The following is a 17,027-nucleotide window of genomic DNA, read 5'->3' as shown; positions in this document are numbered from 1 at the left end:
GGCGGCCGGGCCTTTTTCGTGTCTGCGGTCTCGCTGGTGTCGATGGAGACGCTCTAGGCCCGGGTCAGGTCGCCCGCACCCGCCGGTCCCCTCGCGATGATGAAGCGCGCCGCGTCGCGGACCTCGAACGGCTTGGCCAGGATGGTGGACACCGCCTTCAGTTCGGCGGTGGCCTGATCGCGGGTCAGGGTCAGCAACACGAAGCCCTTGGAGGACTGGTCGCAGAACACGACCTCCTCATTGGTCTGCGCCAGGGCCGGGCCCAGCGGCAGGCCGGGGACTGCGTCCCCAACCGACGGGCTTGAGATGGCGCTGGTGCCGAACTCCACGCCGCGGCGCTCGCCGGCGGCGTCCTTCAGATCGTTGACCCAGAAGGCATGGCTGTCGCCGGCCAGAACGATGGGCGAGACACCCGCCTCGGCGAAGGCGGCGTACAGGCGCTCGCGCTCGGCGGGATAGCCGTCCCAGCTGTCCAGATTGAACGGCAGACCGAAGCGGAACAGCTGGATGGACTGCTGCACCTGGGCCCGGATGGCGTCGGGCAGGCTGGCCAGCAGGCCCTCGATCATGGGCGCCGGCACGGTGTCGGCGATATTGGGCCCGGCCACACGGGCCATGACCACCTGATTGCCGATGATCTGCCACGGACGGCCCGCCAGACGCGACGCCTCCAGCTCGCCCTTCAGCCAGGCGATCTGGTCGGCGCCCATCAGTTCGCGCGCCGGATCGTGACGGATGACCTCGAAGCCGCGCACGTCGGGGATCGGATTGCCCGCCGCGTCCGTGGTCATGGGCAGGTGGCTGGCGTAGCCGATGGGCTCGTCACGGGCGGTCAGCCGCGTCTCGACCATCACCAGGGTGGCCAGATCGCCGAAGTGGAAGGTGCGGTTGATGGCCTCCATCGACAGGCCGGCGCGCGGCTCGCGGATGGGCATCCATTCGTAATAGGCGCGCAGGGCGACGGCCTTGCGCGCGCTGTAATCGCCTTCGTCGCGCGGCTGGTGGTTCTGGGCGCCCTCGGTCCAGCTGTCGTTGGAGACTTCGTGGTCGTCCCACACGCAGATGAAGGGCGCGCGCGCATGGGCGGCCTGCAGGTCGGCGTCGGTCTTGTACTGGGCGTGACGGCGGCGATAGTCGTCCAGGCTGACGATTTCGTGGGCCGGATCGGGCACGCGGTTCAGGGCCGCCCCGGTGACCATGCCGTAGTCGTCGGCCTCGGCGCCGTACTCATAGATGTAGTCGCCCAGGTGCACGACCGCATCCAGGCGCTCCAGCCCGGCCATGGCCTCATAGGCGTTGAACAGACCGCCGGGGTGCAGCTGGCACGAGGCCACGGCCAGCACCACGTCCTCGGTCCCGCCCGCAGGCAGGGTGCGGGTGCGGCCCTCCGGCGAGCCCACGTCGCCGACCGCGAAGTCGAAGCGGTAGTCAGCGCCGGGCTGCAGACCGCCCACGTCCACCTTGACCGTGTGGTCCCGCCCGGGCCCGGTCTCGACCGTGCCCGAGGCGAGCACCGTGTCGGCGTCCAGCGGCCGGATGCGCCACTCCACCGAGACCATCGCATCGGCCCGGTCCGGACTGACCCGGGTCCACAGGATGACCCGGTCATTGAGCGGGTCGCCTGAGGCGACGCCGTGGCGGAACTCGACCGCCGCGGCGGTCTGGCGGGCCTGGGCGGGGGCGGCGGGGGCGGCTGCCCCGGCCCCGATCAGGCTCAGGACGCGGCGACGGTCGATGCGCATGACGGCGGCTCCCTAGTAACGCAGGCTCAGGTTGACGCCCCAGGTGCGGGGACGACCGGGGATGAAGGTCGGCATGCCGATGCCGTCGCCGGTGTTGCCGGCGTCCTTGATGAACTCTTCGTCCAGCAGGTTGTCGCCGAACACCTCGACGCCCCAGTTGGCGCTGTCGGGCGCATAGCGCAGGCGCAGGCTGAGCAGGCCGTAGCTGTCCTGCACCTCGTCCTGGATCAGGTCGGGGACGAGGTTGTTCGCTTGCAGGGCCGGCAGGTCGTTGTCGTCGTCGAAGAAGACCTCGGACTGCCAGGTGTAGCTAGGCTGGATCTCGAAGGCGCCGGCGCCCGCGCGCACCCGCCACACCGCGCCCACCGACGCCATGTGGTCCGGCGACAGACGGAAGCTGTTGCCCTCATAGATGCCGTTGCCGAAGCGGGAGTGGTTGAAGCCGTAGGTGGCGAACAGGTCCAGGTCCGGCGTGGCGGCGTAGAAGACCTGCCCCTCGAACCCGTAGGACTCCGCCTCACCCGCGTTGGTGACGAAGAACCGGGTCCCCTCCTGCACGGTCGTCTGGAAGTTTTGGTAGTCGTAGAAATAGACCGCGCCGTCCAGACGCAGGCGTCGGTCCATCAGCACCGTCTTCGCGCCGATCTCGAAGCTGTCGACCGTCTCGGCCTCGATCACATTGAAGGTGGGCGCGCCCTGGGGCGCCGACGGGGGGCTGACCGACAGCACCTCGGGGCGACGGCCGCGGGCGTAGTTAGCGTAGACGTTGACGTTGTCCGACACCGCATAGCGGGCGGTCAGGCGCCAGGTGAAGCCTTCGTCCTCATGGCCCTGGGTGATCATGTCGCCGTTGTTCGCGGTCGGCTGGGCGGTCAGGGCGAACAGGGGCAGGCCCGGCAGGTTGGCGAAGCCCGGGGTGGCCAGGGCGCCGACCAGACCATTCAGCTGCGCGTTCAGGGCGCCGGCCTGGGCCAGGGCTTCGGGCGTGCCGACGGCGATCAACTGCTGAATCTGGGTTGCGATCGCCTGGGCGCCGAGAATGCCCCCGAGGGTCGAGCGGCCGTTATCCACCTGGGCCGCATAGCCGGTGGTCTTGTCGTCCGTCGTGTAGCGAAGACCGGCCGACAGCTCCAGCCGATCGGTGGCCTGGAAGGTCATGTCCCCGAACACATCCCACGAGGTCAGTTCGGAGGCGTTGGTCGGCGTCTCGATGTGGACGGGCTTCAGATTGGCGGCGATGGCCGGAGCAAGCGGGCCGGCGCCCAGCGGGGTCAGCAGCTGACCGAGGATCAGCTGGGACAGGCCCGGATAGGCCGCGGCGGGAAGCGTGCCGCCGCCCAGACCGCCATCCAGGAAGCCTGACAGCTGGGCCAGGGCCATCCGCTCGTCAAACTGGGTGGGCGTGCGCTGATAGCCTTCCTCGGTGAAGTAGCCGACGCCGACGAAGCCGGTCACGCGCGGGCCGGCCTCGAAATTCAGGCGCAGCTCCTGACTGAACTGCTCGCCATAGGCCTCTTCGGCCGCAGTCAGGATGGGCAGGGACACGCCGTCGGCGTCGAAGGTCTCGTAGGAGTCGAACTCGCGCCAGGCGGTGATGCTGTTCAGGGTCAGCATGGGCGACAGGTCCCAGGCCACCAGCCCGGTCACGCCCCAGACCTCCCGGTCCAGACCCAGGGCCTGGCCGCCGTCGAAGTCCGCGCCCGGCGTCAGGGCCGCGCCCGCCCACGGATCGATCGGGCCGAGCGGGGCGCCCGTGGCGGGATCGGCGGGGGCGTAGGCCATGGAGGTGAACGGCGTGCCCGAGGCGCGATCGGTCTGATAGTTGGCGATGACGTCGATGCTGAGCCCGGGCGTGGGTTCGAACGCACCGGACAGGCGGAAGGCCTCGGTGTCGATGCTGTTGTAGTCCTGCCCGCCCAGCAGGTTCTCCACATAGCCGTCACGGCTCTTCAGCCGGGTGGCGAATCGGATGGCGGAGGTCTCGCCCAGCGGCATGTTGATCATGCCTTCGGCCAGCCGATAGCCCAGGTCGCCGGCGCCCACGCGGGCCTCGGCCTCGAACAGGCTCGGCTCGGCCCGGCGCTGAACGACGTTGACGGCCCCGATCAGGGCGCCGCGTCCGTACAGGGTCGACTGCGGTCCCTTGGCGATTTCCATGCGCTCGATGTCGAACAGTTCGACGTAGGAACCGCGCGACTTCGAGATGGATACGCCGTCCTGATAGACGGACACGCGGGGCTCGGCCGTTGCTGCGCCAGAGTCCGAGGTGATGCCGCGCATCACGAAGCCGGGGTTGTTGGGCGACTGGTTCTGAACCAGGAAGCCGGGCACGAAAGCCGAGAGCTCCTCGAACTCCTGCACCCCCAGATCGCGCAGAAATTCGCCGTCGTAGGCGGTCAGGGCGAAGGGGACCTCGATGGGGTTCTGGGCGCGGAGCTGGGCCGTGACGATGATTTCGTCGACCTCGGTGGCCTCCTGGGCCTGGACGGCTCCGGCCGCGAGGGCGCAGGCGGTCGCCGCGCTCATGAGACCGATGCGATAGGATGTGGTGCGAGCCATGGTGAAGTCCCCCGATTTGGATGGACCCGCACTAATCGCTGTTCATGTAGGACGCGCGACAGCTTGGCCACGGTAGGGTGACGGTTGATCCGGGACGCTGGAATTCCGGGATCATGAGCGCCGGCGCCACAGGCCGGCGAACCGTCTCCACTCAAGTCCGACAAAAGCGGTTGCGCCCCGCGCCCGCATCGTTTCACTGTGACGGTTCGCAGGGAGGCGATGCATGACAGACACCAGCCGCGCTGAAATCCGCCGGGCCGAACACAAGGCCTACTGGAAAAAGAACCTGACCCTGATGGGGGCTCTGCTGGCGGTCTGGTTCCTGGTGTCGTTCGGGGCGGGCATCCTGTTTCGCGACTGGTTGGACCAGTTCAGCATCGGCGGGGCGCCCCTCGGGTTCTGGTTCGCCCAGCAGGGGTCGATCTACGTCTTCGTGGTTCTGATCTTCGTCTATGCGGTCGTGATGGACCGGGTCGAGCGCCGTCACGGCGCGGACGATCAGGTCTAGGGGGCGCACATGGACACCATCTTCGGCCTGTCGCCGACCCTGTTCTGGACCGGCCTGTTCGTCATCACGACCTTCGGGCTCTACATCGGCATCGCCATCTGGGCCCGGGCCGCCAGCACCAACGACTTCTATGTGGCCGGGCACGACGTGCATCCGGTGTTCAACGGCATGGCCACCGCCGCCGACTGGATGAGCGCGGCCAGCTTCCTGTCCATGGCCGGGATCATCGCCTTCTCCGGCTATGACGGCTCGGTCTATCTGATGGGCTGGACCGGCGGCTATGTGCTGCTGGCGCTGTTGCTGGCGCCCTATCTGAGGAAGTTCGGCAAGTTCACCGTGCCGGACTTCATCGGCGACCGGTACTACTCCCAGACCGCCCGGATCGTGGCGGTGATCTGCGCCCTGTTCATCTCCTTCACCTACATCGCCGGCCAGATGCGCGGGGTGGGCATCGCCTTCTCCAACTTCCTGAACGTGCCCATCGAGATAGGCGTGATCGTGGGCGCGATCGTGGTGATGTTCTATGCGGTGCTGGGGGGCATGAAGGGCATCACCTACACCCAGGTGGCGCAATACTGCGTGCTGATCTTCGCCTTCATGGTCCCGGCCATCTTCCTGTCGCTGCAGATCACCGGCTCGCCCATTCCGCAGATGGGATTCGTGGGCAACGCCCAGGACGGGACTCCGCTTCTGCTGAGCCTGGACCGAACCCTGACGGACCTGGGATTCTCGGCCTATACCGAGGGGACCAAAGCGCGCATCGACGTCTTCGCCATCACCCTGGCCCTGATGGTGGGCACCGCGGGCCTGCCTCACGTGATCATCCGCTTCTTCACTGTGCCCAAGGCCTCGGATGCGCGGAAGTCGGCGGGCTACGCCCTGGCCTTCATCGCCATTCTCTACACCACCGCCCCGGCCGTTGCCGTGTTCGCCCGCTCCAACTTCATCGATACGGTGCACCAGTCGGAGTACTCGGTGGACGTGCGGCGGGGCGAAGCGACGGCGGCGGAGCAGGGCGAGGGCGCCACGCCCCAGTGGTTCTATAACTGGGAGCGCACCGGCCTTCTGGAGTTCACCGACAAGGACGGCGACGGGCGCATCCGCTACGCCGCAGACCCGGAGGTCAATGAGGTGACCAAACTGGACCAGGACATCTTCGTCCTGGCCAATCCCGAGATCGGCGGCCTGCCCGCCTGGGTCATCGGCCTGGTGGTTGCTGGCGGTCTGGCGGCGGCCCTGTCGACAGCGGCGGGCCTGCTGATGGTCATCTCCTCGGCGGTGTCCCATGACCTGTGCAAGAAGGTGCTGTTCAAGGGCATGAGCGATGCTCGGGAACTGCTGGTGGCGCGGCTGGCGGCGGTGGTCGCGGTGCTGATCGCCATTATGGCGGGGATCTATCCGCCCGGCTTCGTGGCGGCGGTGGTGGCCTTCGCCTTCGGCCTGGCGGCGGCCAGCTTCTTCCCGGCCATCTTCCTGGGCATCTTCTGGAAGCGCATGAACAAGCACGGGGCCATCTGGGGCATGATCTCGGGCCTGACGGTCACGGGGGCCTATCTGATCCACTTCAAGGTGGGCTTCTCGCCCATGGTGATCGGCATCACCGCCCTGGTTCTGGCCCTGGCGGTGTTCGTGCTGCACCTGGGCGCGTCCCAGGACAGCGGACGGCGCCTCACCCCCTTTGCGGCGGCCTCGGCGCTGCTGGTCCTGACCGGGCTGGCGGCGTTCCTCGGGCTGTTCCCCGGGGCGGCCGCGGGGACGCCCGAGGACTGGTTCCTGGGCATCTCGCCCGAGGGCTTCGGCGCCGTCGGCATGCTCATAAGTTTTGCCGTTTCGATCGTCGTGACCCTGGCCACCCCCGCCCCGCCGGCCGAGGTCCAGGCCATGGTCGAGGAGATCCGCCTGCCGTCGGCGAATTAGACTCCGGGGCAAAAAACAGGGTCTGAATCGTCTGAATAGTCTGAATGCGCCGCCCGCCCGCATGGGCCGGGTGAGACTCTTCGCTCAAAAAAGAGTGCAATGAGAGTCTCACTGCGCGCCCAATCCTCCGTTCCCTGCGCAGACTAGCAGGGTGGGGGAGGGGCGGGGCGAAACAGGGGCCTCGCCAGCCGCAATCCCTTGCGGGGCTTGCGACTGGCTTGGGGAAGTGCGGGGATTACCGGCCTAGTCGTCCCGCACGTGTTCGTTGAGGAAGGCCAGATAGGCTTCCTGTGCGGTGATGCGGTTCTCGCGGCGCAGGAAGCCGTGACCCTCGTCGGGGAACAGGACATATTCCACCGGCACATCGTTGGCGCGGATGGCGGCGACCAGTTCGTCGCTTTCCACCTGAAGCACGCGCGGGTCATTGGCGCCCTGGACCACCAGCATGGGCCGGACGATGTTGGAGGCGTGGAACAGGGGCGAGATGCGGCGGTGGCGCTCGGCGTCGGTGGCCGGGTCTCCCATCTCGTCATAGAGGGCGTCCCGCTGGGCGCCCCACCACGGCGGGATGGACTCCAGTGTGCGCACCCAGTTGGTGACACCGAAGATGTTGACCCCCGCCTCGAAGGCTTCCGGGTGGAAGGCCAGGGCCGCAGCCGTGATGTAGCCGCCGTAGGACCCGCCCATCACCGCCACCTGATCGTCGGCAACCCAGTCCTGCTCGCGCAGCCACTGGCCGCCGTCGACGATGTCCTGAAGGTCGGCCTCGCCGTGGGCGCGGTCGTCCATGTGGAAGAAGGTCTTGCCGTAGCCGGACGAACCCCGGTTGTTGGCGCCCAGCACCGCATAGCCGTGATTGACCAGATGCTGGACCATGGCCGAATAGCCGCGCCGGGTCTGGCCGCCCGGGCCGCCATGCACCAGCACCAGCGCGGGGACCGGATTGTCGGCCGAGGCGCCGCGGGGGCGATACAGCACCGCCGGGATCTCCACCCCGTCCGAGGCGCGGTAGCGGACGATGACAGCCTCCACCAGATCGCTTTCGGCGATGGCGGGGTTCAGGGCCGTGGTCAGGCGTCGCGCCTGTCCGGTCGCCATGTCCGCCACGAACACGTCCGACGGCGAAGTGTCGGAGGAGACGGTGAAGGCGACTGTGCTCTCGTCGTCATTGAAACGCACCTGGGCGATGTCGCCGTCCGGCACGCCGGTGAGGGCGACGGGCTGATTGGTGGTGGTGTCCAGCAGAGTCAGTTGGGTGGAGGCGTCGGCGTTGACGGCGGACACCCGGTAGCGGCCGGACGGCGAGAAAGCGACGTACATCACGTCCCAGTCCGCCGCGAGGAAGGGGGTCTTCTCGCCGGTGGCGAGGTCGTGGCGCCACGCCTGGTTGAACTCGCCGTGCGCGTTGGTGGCGTAGATCAGGGCCGCACTGTCGGGGGTGAAGTCGTAGGTCCCGTGGGCGACATTGCCTTCATGTTCTGTGATCAGCACCGGCTCGCCGCCGCTCTGCAGGTCCACCACATAGACGTCGGAATCGGCGGAGGTGATGGGCTTGTCCATGGCCAGCCAGCGCCCGTCGCGCGAGATGGCCGAGATGAACATGCCGGGGTTCTCGTACACCAGCCGGCTCTCATAGGTGGCCGCGTCATAGGCGTAGAGGTCGAAAACCTGCGGGTCGCGGGCGTTGGAGGTGATCCAGAAGGTGGCGCCGTCGGCGCTCCAGCCCAGCAGGTCGGCCTTGACGTTCTCGCCCGGCGTCAGGTCGCGGACGGATCCGTCCTCCTCGCGCACATAGACATGGGTCAGTTCGCTGCCGCCGCCGCCGGAATCGGCGGTCAGCAGCACCCGGCCGTCGTTGGGAAAGTAGCTCTCGGCGAAGGTGGCCACGTCGGTGGAGGCGCTGAGCGGGACCGGATCGCCGCCGGCTATGGGCAGGGCCCATGCGTTGAACACGCCGGTGCGGTCGCTGGAGATCAGGATCGAGGACCCGTCCGGCGAGAAGGCCGCGCCCGACGGGCTGGCCATGCCATAGCTGGTGGTCTCGAAGAACTGGGCGGCGGTGTAGGTGCGCGGCGCTTCGGCCGATGCGGACGCCTGGGCCAGAGCCGGGGCGGGGGCGATCAGGGCGGGAACGGCGGCGGTCAGGGCGAGCGCCGAGACCAGGCAGGCGAGCTTACGCATGGAAAACCCCTCTATCGATGATGATCTCTAGAGGCGTCATCCCATCACGGCGGATGCAGGCTGTCGCGGAATTAATCGCCGGTCGTTGAGCCGACGGTAACCGGGACCGTGGCAGGGAGAGCGCTTAACTGCCGGGGAACGCCCATGTCCGTCGCGCCAGCGCGCACCGATCGTCGCGGAGACATCCAGGGCCTGAGGGCCGTCGGCGCCTTGCTGGTCGCCGTGTTTCACATCTGGTTCGCCCGGGTGTCCGGCGGGGTGGACGTGTTCTTCGTGGTGTCCGGTTTCCTGCTGATCGGCTCGCTGGGCCGGGAGGCGGTGGCCAAGGGCTCGGTGGACGTGATCCGCTACGCCGCCAAGCTGGCCAAGCGGCTGTTGCCCGCGTCCCTGTTCGTGCTGGTGGTCATCGTCCTGACCGCGCCGCTGTGGGCGCCGGGCGTGCGGTGGGAGCCCTACGCCAAACATGTGATCGCCTCGGCCGCCTATCTGGAGAACTGGTACCTGATCCGGTTCTCCACCGACTATCTGACCCGCGACGCGGCCACCGCGCCGGTGCAGCACTACTGGGCCATGGCGGTGCAGGTGCAGGCGCTGGCCTTCTTCGGCGTGGCCATGTGGGGCCTGGCCTGGGCGCTGGGCAAGACCGCCATCGACCGCACCAAGGCGGTGACGGGGTTCCTGATCCTGATGTTCGTGGGCTCGCTGGCCTGGTCGGTGATCCATACGGCGCGGGACCAGCCCGCCGCCTATTTCGACACCTTCGCCCGGCTGTGGGAGTTCGCCCTGGGCGGCATCGTCGCCCTGATCCTGCCGCGGCTGAAGCTGGGCGAGGGGATGCGGCTGATCGTCGGCTGGCTGGGCCTGGCCCTGATCGTGTCGTGCGGGTTCCTGCTGCAGGTCTCCACCGTGTTTCCCGGCTATGCGGCCCTGTGGCCGACGCTGGGCGCGGCCATGGTGCTGATCGGCGGCCTGGGCGCCAGCCGCTTCGGCGTGGCGCGGCTGCTGGGGAGCCGTCCGTTCACCTGGCTGGGGGACCGGTCCTATGGGCTGTATCTGTGGCACTGGCCGATCCTGCTGGCGTATCTGGCGATCAGCGAACGCACGGTGGCCACCCCGCTGGCGGGGCTGGTGATCATGGGCGCGTCCGTCCTCGCGGCGGACCTGACCCTGCGTTTCATCGAGGGGCCGACGCGGTATCTCAGCGACGCAAAACCCTGGCGCATCCTGATCGCCGGGGCCGCCGCCGTGGCGGTGGCCGGCGGGGTCGCCGTGGGCTGGATCGGCTACACCAAATTCCAGGCCCGCGCCGAGTGGGCGCGGCTGGCGGATGCGGAGGCCTATCCCGGCGCCGCCGCCTTCGGACGCGACATTCCCGAAGCGCCCGTGACGCCGGGCCCGTTCACCGTGCGCGCCGACCGGCCCGAGCTCTACGACAACGGCTGCCACCAGTCCGAGACCGGGACCGCCACGCCGAACTGCGTCTATGGCGACCCGGACGCGCCCTACACCCTGGCGGTGGTGGGCGGCTCGCACGTGACCCAGTGGTTTCCGGCCCTGCAGGGCGCGGTGGAGGGCTCGGAGTGGAAGCTGATGATCTTCACCAAGAGCGCCTGCCTGTTCCGCGAGACGCCGGAGCCGCACGAGCCGCCGTCCTGCGCCGTGTGGAACCGCAACGTCATGGCCGAGCTGGAGCGCCTCCGCCCCGACGCGGTCTTCACCACCACCACGCGCGGCGAATATGCGGCCGACGAGATCGCGCCGGGCTATGTGGACCGCTGGCGCGAGCTGGAGGCGCTGGGCATCCCAATCGTGGGCATGCGCGACACGCCGTGGTTCCAGTTCGATGTGGCGGAATGCGTGGAGCGGTTCGGTCGGGATGCGGCGCGCTGCTCACGGGCGCGGACGGACCTGCTGTCGCCGGAGAACCCCACGCTGCAGGTGACGGAGATCGAGGGTCTGTATCCGCTCGATTTCTCGCGCTTCTTCTGTGACGAGACCACCTGTCCGGCGGTTATGGGCAATGTGATGGTCTATCACGACACCCACCACTTCGGATCGACCTACGCCCGCTCGCTGGCTCCGATGCTGAGGGACGAACTGATGCCCGTGCTGGACCGGATCGCAGGCAGGAATCCCTGACCGCTCATCCCCGCGAAAGCGGGGACCCAGTGCTTTGGGTGTTGCAGCGGATCAGGATCAGGTGACATCCGTCAGTCCTGAAGCTCCGGCGCCACGCTGGACAGGACTGGGTCCCCGCTTTCGCGGGGATGAGCGGATGTGAAATCCTGAGCAGTGGGACCCTAAACCGCCACCGCCGTCGTGCCCTTGATGAAGCCGCCGCCCAGCAGGCGGTCGGGATCGGCGGGGTCATAGAGGACGCAGGCCTGTCCCGGGGCCACGCCTTCCTCGCCCTCATGGAACACCACGGCCACCGCGCCGTCTTCCATGGCAAGGCGGGCGGGGGAGGGATCGCGGGTGGAGCGCACGCGGGCCAGCACGGCCGCGCCGTCGCGGGCCGCTTCCTCAATGGATGCCTGGTCGCCCAGCCAGTTGGTCTCCTCCAGCGTCAGGGACGCGGTCAGCAGCGCCTCGCGCGGGCCGACGATGACGCGGCGGGTTTCCGGCTCCAGCTTGACGACGAAGAGGGGCTCGCCCACCGCCACGTTCAGACCCCGGCGCTGGCCGATGGTGTAGTCGGTGATGCCGGAATGGGTCCCCAGCACGCGGCCGTCCATGTGCACGATCTCGCCGGCCTCGCGTCCCTGCGGCCGCAGCCGGTCGATCAGGGTGCGGTAATCGCCGGTGGGCACGAAACAGATGTCCTGGCTGTCCGGCTTGGCGGCGATCTTCAGGCCCAGTTCGGCGGCGACGCCGCGCACCTGGGGCTTCTCCAGATCGGCCAGGGGGAAGCGCAGATAGTCCAGCTGATCGGCCGTGGTGGCGAACAGGAAATAGGACTGGTCGCGGGAGTGATCGACGGCCTTGCGCATCTGGGCGCGATTGCCGACGGCGGCGCGGCGCACATAGTGCCCGGTGGCCATGGCCTCGGCGCCCAGATCCCGGGCCACGTCCAGCAGGTCGCGGAACTTCACCGTCTGATTGCAGCGGATGCAGGGCACCGGCGTCTGACCGCGCAGATAGCTGTCGGCGAACTGGTCGATGACCGCGTCGCGGAAGCGGCTTTCATAATCCAGCACATAATGGGGAATGCCGATCATCTCGGCCGCCAGCCGGGCGTCGTGGATGTCCTGACCGGCGCAGCAGGCGCCCTTTTTCTTCAGCGCCGCGCCGTGGTCGTAGAGCTGCAGGGTCACGCCCACCACGTCGTAGCCGGCCCTGGCCAGCAGGGCCGCCACCACGGTGGAGTCCACCCCGCCCGACATGGCCGCCACAACCCTTGCGCCCACGGGCAGGCCGACCGCCGCGCGCGCGGACTCGATCGCCGCGTCCATGTCAGTGCGCGCGATATCGGGGACAGGGCAGAGGGGCTCCATCAGGGTCATGGCCGCCATTTAGGGGTTAAAGACGGAGAATTCGAGGCTGCGCCCAAAGGAAAGGGCCGCGCCCTTGCGGACGCGGCCCTGAAACCTTCGGAGAAACCCCGCGACTACTGGCGGTAATGCTGGATGCGCGTGGTGCGCAGGCCCTGCATGCCCCATTTGTCGATCGCCTTTTGCCAGGCGATGAATTCCTCGGCGGTCAGACGATAGCGCTCAAGGGCGTCCTCAAGCGAGAGCAGACCGCCGCGCACGGCGGCGACCACCTCCGCCTTGCGGCGGATGACCCAACGATCGGTGTTGGGCGGCGGCAGGTCAGCGAGGGTCAGCGGGGTGCCCGTCGGGCCCACCACATACCGTTCGCCGCGGTTATTTAGGCGCTGTTCTTTCAGCATGGGCTTGAGCCTCGTACGTCACCATCACGATCATGAGCATAGGCCGACGCCCTAAAAGGCCGCTTAAGCGCCTTGGTGAACGGAAAGATAAAATCCGCCGTTTCCCAAGGGATTCCACCCGGTTTGCTTAGGCAATGATTCATCGACTCTAACGATTACTTGCCCGCGTATCAGCGTTTGATCATCAGAAGCTCTTCCAGCATCTGGTCTGCGGTGGTGATGATTTTCGACGAGGCCGAGTAGGCGCGCTGGGTCGTGATCAGGCCGGTGAACTCGGTGGACAGGTCCACGGTCGAGGCCTCCAGCTGCGAAGCGCCGATGAAACCGGCCCCCCCTGAACCGGGGGCCTTGAGGTTATAGGTGCCGCTGGCCTGGCTGACGGAATAGGCGTTGCCGTTCACCGCAGTCAGATTGTCCGGGCTGGGGAAGGTGGCCAGGGTCACCTGGGCGATGCGCCGCATCACGCCGTTGTCGAAAATGGCGGTGACCGAGCCCTGGTCGTCGATCTGGATGTCCGTCAGGTTGCCGAAGGCGGTGCCGTTGGTCAGGGTCGCCTGCACCACCGAGGCGCTGTCGTACTGGGTCAGGCCGCCGGCCGAGGCGTTCAGATCGAAGGTCACGACCTGGTTATCGATGCCCAGCTCGTCGGCCCAGCGGAATTCTCCGGCGGCCGGTGCGCCGCTGTCCGAAGCGCCGAAGGACAGGCTGGCGTTCTCCGGATCATCGAACAGGGCGGCGGCGCCCAGGGCCTGCATGGCCGGCACATCCAGACGGCCGTCCTGGGTGAAGGCGACGATGCCCGAACGCAGCTGGCCGTTGTTCAGGCCGGCGCCGGTGACCACATCGCCCTCGGGGATGGCGCGGATTTCGGCGTACCACTGGTTGGGCGTGTCACTCTTGAGGAAGGACACCGCCAGGCTGCGCTGGCCGCCCTTGGAGTCCGACACCGGGATGGTCAACTCGAAGTCCGGCTTCACGCCGGTTCCCAGCTCAGGATCCCACATGGCCATGGAGTTGGTGGCGGGGTCATAGGCGTTGGGCCCCGCTGTCGTGACGGCCAGGGCTTCGGCGGACACCTCCTGGCTGGAGCGCAGGTTGGCGTTCAGCTGCACACGGGTGGTGGCCTCGGCGGTGCCGCCGACGGTGCCGACGTTGATGGAGCGCAGGCGGTTGAGGTCGGATGGATCGGCGTTGATGTTGCCGTCGCTGTCCACCGGCCAGCCCTGCAGATAGAGGCCCGCCGTGTTCTTGAGATAGCCCATCTCATCCACGCGGAAGGCGCCGGCGCGGGTGAACAGGCGGGTGTCGGCGGGCGTCAGCCCCTCGGCTCGCTCGGTGACCACGAAGAAGCCGGCGCCCGAAATGCCCAGGTCGGTCGATGAGCCGGTGCGTTGCAGCTGGCCCGCCTGGCTGATGAAGTTGCGGGTGTTGGCCATGACGCCGCCCGCAGAATAGCCGGCGCCCTGGTTCTGGGCGTTGACCATGGTCTGGAACTCGCCCTGGGAGCGCTTGTAGCCAATGGTGTTCACATTGGCGATGTTCTGGGAAATGGCGGACAGGGCGGCCGAGTTGGCGGCGAGGCCCGAAACGCCTGCGAGAAGCGCGCTGTTGATGCTCATGGTGGGACTCCTGGAACGAAAGTGTTCAGTGGGTTCAGTTGAAGGGGTTCAGGGCCGAGACGATGGAGGCCATCAGGCTCTCCTCGTCGTCGTCCGGCGGAAGTTGGGCCTGGGCCTGTTCCTCCAGGGCGATGACATGGGTCAGGGGCACGACCGAGCGGCCGATGGTCAGGAAGGGCTGGCCGTCGTACATCTCGACGCCGCTGACCCGCCCGCGGATCAGCACCTGTGAATCCACCGCCGTGCCGCCCGCCGAGGCGGCGCTCACGCGCAGTGTGTAGACGCCGCCCTGCTGGACCTGGCCGCCGCCTGCGGTCTGACCGTTCCAGGTGAAGTCGTGCACGCCCTCGGCGGTCTGGTCGGCCTGGCCGGTCCAGACCACGTCGCCGTTGCCGTTCAGGACCTCGACGGTCACATCGGCGGCGTCCGACGCCAGTTCGTAGCTCCAGGTGGCCGCGCCGTCCTGATACTTCACCGCCTCCCAGGCGGCGGTGGCCTCGCGGCCGATGTAGTTGGCCGCGCCCGTCATCGCCCCGCCGCCGTTCTGTTCCAGAAGGGCGGTCAGCAGGTCGTTGGTGAGCAGCTGCTGCTCCACCCCGGCCATCTGGGTCAGCTGGCCGGTGAACTCGTTTGAATCCAGCGGGGACAACGGGTCCTGATTCTTCAGCTGGGCGGTGAGCAGGAGAAGAAAGGTCTCGAAGTTCGAGGCCATCATCTGGCTGCCGGCGTTCATCCGGCTGCCAGCCTGGGCTGTGGAGATGACGTCAACCATGGGTCAGACTTTCATGTCGACGCCCTCGGGCGTCAGGCTTAGGGCGGTCCAGCGCGGGGGCGCGGAAATGGCGTCGGCGGTGTCGGCCAGGCGTCCTGCGCCGGTGAAGGCGCGATCGCGGCGGTCAAAGGGCTGGTCGCGTCGTCCGCCCTCACGCTCGGCGAACTCCAGCGAGGTGTCGGACATCTGGAAGCCGGCGGCTTCCAGCTGGCGGCGCAGTTCGTCGGCGCGGCCGCGCAGTTCGTTGGCGGCGGCCGGATTGTCGAAGGCCAGACGCGCGGTCAGCTGACCGTCGGAGTCGACTTCCATGCGCACATCGACCCGGCCCAGGTGTTCCGGCGTCAGCACCATGTCGAAGCGGGTGGACCGGGCCTCAAGCCGCCGCACGATCTGGGCGGACAGCATGGCGGTGGTCTCGACGCCCGCCCGCGACAAGGTGCTCGGCAGGTGCTCGCGGACGGAGGCGGCGCTCTGGTTGTCGAGGGTGCGAGCCGGCTCGGGTGCCGCTTCGCCGTCGGGCGCCGCCGGATTCACGGCCATGTGGGCGGGTTCGACGCGGGCCTCCACCGGCGGGGTTCCGGGACGGGGCGGCGGGGGTGCGGCGACAGCGGCGTTGGTCTGGGCGGGTGCGGCGACGGAAGGACGGGACGCTTCCCCGGATTCCGTCGTGGCGAACAGGCTGGAGCGGCTCTCCCCGTCACGTCGCTCGCCGCGTCGGTCGGTCTGGGCCGGGTCGGGTCGAGGCGGCTGGACCAGCCGCTCGGCCTCGGGGGCGAGGGCGGTCGTGGCCGCCTGCTGGCCGAGCGCGCGCGCGGCCTCCGTCGCGGCGCGTGCGTCAGCGCTTGCAGCGGTTGTAGCGGTTCGGGTCGTTTCCGGCGCGGTTTCGGGCGTCGCAACGGCTGCTGACGGGTCGGGGACGGCGCCCGGCTGAGACGCGGGCGTGGTCTGCGCGGTCTGGTTGGTTTGAACGATCTGGGCGCCCTGTGGCGCAGCGACCTGGACCCCGGCGTTTGCTTCAGAGTGTCCCGGCGCGGCGGCCGTGGGCCGGCCGTTCGCCATCAAGGGTTCGCCCTCGGGGGAGAGAACCGGCGGGGGCGCCGGGTCCGCTTCAGGAGAGGTCGTCGCCGAGCCCGCCTGGGGGGAGGCTTCAAACGGGGTCGGAGTCGCTTCGACAGCCGACACGGATGAGTTGGTCGGGAGAGCCGGCGCGAGGGTCGGCGTCAAGGCTGCGGGAGGCGGCGCCGGGACCCCGAGCCCGGCCTGAACGACGACCTCCGCATCAAGTCCGGCGTCGTCTGCGTCTTCGATTCCGGTGCTGTCCGACGATGCCTCGTCGGACGCGACGAGGGGGGGCGACCCGTTGAAGCGGAACGGCGCCAGGGACATGCCGACACTGGCCGTCGTCGGAGCCGTCGCCGCCTCGCCCGTCCCTTCGCCCTGTGGCGCGATCATGGCCAGCAGGCCGGCGAAGGCGCCGTCGGCCTGGCCGTCAGGCTGACCGGGCGTGAACGCACCGGCGCCGTTCCCCGCAAGGGGGGCGTTCAGCATGGCGAACAGATCGAGCGCTGACATGGACCGGGCGGGCCTTGAGGCTTGGGGATGGGGTGGCGCGTGCTGCGCCCGGAATTTCACATCGATGTCCCAAGCAACGGCCGCGCCACATGGCCGTATTCCCATCATCAGTCTGAAATCACGAAAGAAAACTGAAATTCGACGTGCGCGTTCAATCGGTCCGAGAGGCGCTTTTTGCCGTGCCGAGCGCCCTTTCTTGCCCGGCGCCGGGCAGAGCCGCCGACTGGCCCGCCCCTTGCGCCGTGATCAGCGCGGCCGACCGCCG

The 17,027-nt window shown here is 68.3% G+C and carries 11 protein-coding genes; 3 read left to right on the top strand and 8 right to left on the bottom strand.

The genetic code is table 11. The features are described from left to right. Positions 1 to 53: 53 nt before the first annotated feature. Together IWC96_RS09290 and IWC96_RS09285 are read right to left on the bottom strand one after the other, a co-directional pair. A complete protein-coding gene (locus tag IWC96_RS09290; RefSeq protein ID WP_021696132.1) occupies positions 54 to 1,742 on the bottom strand; it encodes an alkaline phosphatase in 1,689 nt (562 codons plus the stop codon). 12 nt (positions 1,743 to 1,754) lie between these two features. Beyond that, complete coding sequence (locus IWC96_RS09285; RefSeq protein WP_021696133.1) at positions 1,755 to 4,301, bottom strand: TonB-dependent receptor; 2,547 nt, start codon at positions 4,299 to 4,301, stop codon at positions 1,755 to 1,757. Positions 4,302 to 4,524: 223 nt separating this feature from the next. Here IWC96_RS09285 and IWC96_RS09280 point away from each other — a divergent pair, with 223 nt between their 5' ends. Beyond that, the gene (locus IWC96_RS09280; protein ID WP_021696134.1) at positions 4,525 to 4,809 is read left to right on the top strand and encodes a DUF4212 domain-containing protein; all 285 of its coding nucleotides are present in this window, start codon (positions 4,525 to 4,527) and stop codon (positions 4,807 to 4,809) included. A 9-nt stretch (positions 4,810 to 4,818) separates the two neighbouring features. Beyond that, on the top strand, positions 4,819 to 6,726 hold the full coding sequence (locus IWC96_RS09275) for a sodium:solute symporter family protein (protein WP_021696135.1): 1,908 nt from the start codon (positions 4,819 to 4,821) through the stop codon (positions 6,724 to 6,726). A 243-nt stretch (positions 6,727 to 6,969) separates the two neighbouring features. Here IWC96_RS09275 and IWC96_RS09270 read toward each other — a convergent pair whose 3' ends face one another. Continuing rightward, on the bottom strand, positions 6,970 to 8,907 hold the full coding sequence (locus IWC96_RS09270) for a S9 family peptidase (protein WP_021696136.1): 1,938 nt from the start codon (positions 8,905 to 8,907) through the stop codon (positions 6,970 to 6,972). A gap of 144 nt (positions 8,908 to 9,051) precedes the next feature. On the opposite strand from IWC96_RS09270, the gene IWC96_RS09265 reads away from it, so the two are divergent. Next, the gene (locus tag IWC96_RS09265; protein WP_196838781.1) at positions 9,052 to 11,046 is read left to right on the top strand and encodes an acyltransferase family protein; all 1,995 of its coding nucleotides are present in this window, start codon (positions 9,052 to 9,054) and stop codon (positions 11,044 to 11,046) included. 161 nt (positions 11,047 to 11,207) lie between these two features. On the opposite strand, the gene mnmA is transcribed toward IWC96_RS09265, so the two are convergent. From mnmA to IWC96_RS15995, 5 genes are all read right to left on the bottom strand, one after another. Then, a complete protein-coding gene (gene mnmA, locus IWC96_RS09260; protein ID WP_162471529.1) occupies positions 11,208 to 12,410 on the bottom strand; it encodes a tRNA 2-thiouridine(34) synthase MnmA in 1,203 nt (400 codons plus the stop codon). A 104-nt stretch (positions 12,411 to 12,514) separates the two neighbouring features. Further along, positions 12,515 to 12,799, bottom strand: a complete 285-nt coding sequence (locus IWC96_RS09255) for a DUF1153 domain-containing protein (protein WP_021695959.1) — start codon at positions 12,797 to 12,799, stop codon at positions 12,515 to 12,517. 170 nt (positions 12,800 to 12,969) lie between these two features. Next, positions 12,970 to 14,418 carry a flagellar hook protein FlgE gene (gene flgE / locus IWC96_RS09250; RefSeq protein ID WP_021695958.1) on the bottom strand — a complete coding sequence of 483 codons (1,449 nt, stop codon included), beginning with the start codon at positions 14,416 to 14,418 and terminating at the stop codon, positions 12,970 to 12,972. 34 nt (positions 14,419 to 14,452) lie between these two features. Continuing rightward, the gene (locus IWC96_RS09245; RefSeq protein WP_021695957.1) at positions 14,453 to 15,190 is read right to left on the bottom strand and encodes a flagellar hook assembly protein FlgD; all 738 of its coding nucleotides are present in this window, start codon (positions 15,188 to 15,190) and stop codon (positions 14,453 to 14,455) included. Between the two features lie 3 nt (positions 15,191 to 15,193). Continuing rightward, positions 15,194 to 16,762, bottom strand: a complete 1,569-nt coding sequence (locus IWC96_RS15995; RefSeq protein ID WP_231378993.1) for a flagellar hook-length control protein FliK — start codon at positions 16,760 to 16,762, stop codon at positions 15,194 to 15,196. Positions 16,763 to 17,027: the final 265 nt, after the last annotated feature.

The organism is Brevundimonas sp. BAL450 (genome assembly GCF_015767455.1).
Taxonomy (GTDB): domain Bacteria; phylum Pseudomonadota; class Alphaproteobacteria; order Caulobacterales; family Caulobacteraceae; genus Brevundimonas; species Brevundimonas abyssalis.
This window is presented reverse-complemented; position numbering and strand designations above follow the sequence as displayed.

Bases quoted from the DNA above. Each gene is read 5' to 3' on its own strand.
- IWC96_RS09290 (WP_021696132.1), bottom strand. From the start codon at position 1,742: ATGCGCATCGACCGTCGCCGCGTCCTGAGCCTGATCGGGGCCGGGGCA.
- IWC96_RS09285 (WP_021696133.1), bottom strand. From the start codon at position 4,301: ATGGCTCGCACCACATCCTATCGCATCGGTCTCATGAGCGCGGCGACC.
- IWC96_RS09280 (WP_021696134.1), top strand. From the start codon at position 4,525: ATGACAGACACCAGCCGCGCTGAAATCCGCCGGGCCGAACACAAGGCC.
- IWC96_RS09275 (WP_021696135.1), top strand. From the start codon at position 4,819: ATGGACACCATCTTCGGCCTGTCGCCGACCCTGTTCTGGACCGGCCTG.
- IWC96_RS09270 (WP_021696136.1), bottom strand. From the start codon at position 8,907: ATGCGTAAGCTCGCCTGCCTGGTCTCGGCGCTCGCCCTGACCGCCGCC.
- IWC96_RS09265 (WP_196838781.1), top strand. From the start codon at position 9,052: ATGTCCGTCGCGCCAGCGCGCACCGATCGTCGCGGAGACATCCAGGGC.
- mnmA (WP_162471529.1), bottom strand. From the start codon at position 12,410: ATGACCCTGATGGAGCCCCTCTGCCCTGTCCCCGATATCGCGCGCACT.
- IWC96_RS09255 (WP_021695959.1), bottom strand. From the start codon at position 12,799: ATGCTGAAAGAACAGCGCCTAAATAACCGCGGCGAACGGTATGTGGTG.
- flgE (WP_021695958.1), bottom strand. From the start codon at position 14,418: ATGAGCATCAACAGCGCGCTTCTCGCAGGCGTTTCGGGCCTCGCCGCC.
- IWC96_RS09245 (WP_021695957.1), bottom strand. From the start codon at position 15,190: ATGGTTGACGTCATCTCCACAGCCCAGGCTGGCAGCCGGATGAACGCC.
- IWC96_RS15995 (WP_231378993.1), bottom strand. From the start codon at position 16,762: ATGTCAGCGCTCGATCTGTTCGCCATGCTGAACGCCCCCCTTGCGGGG.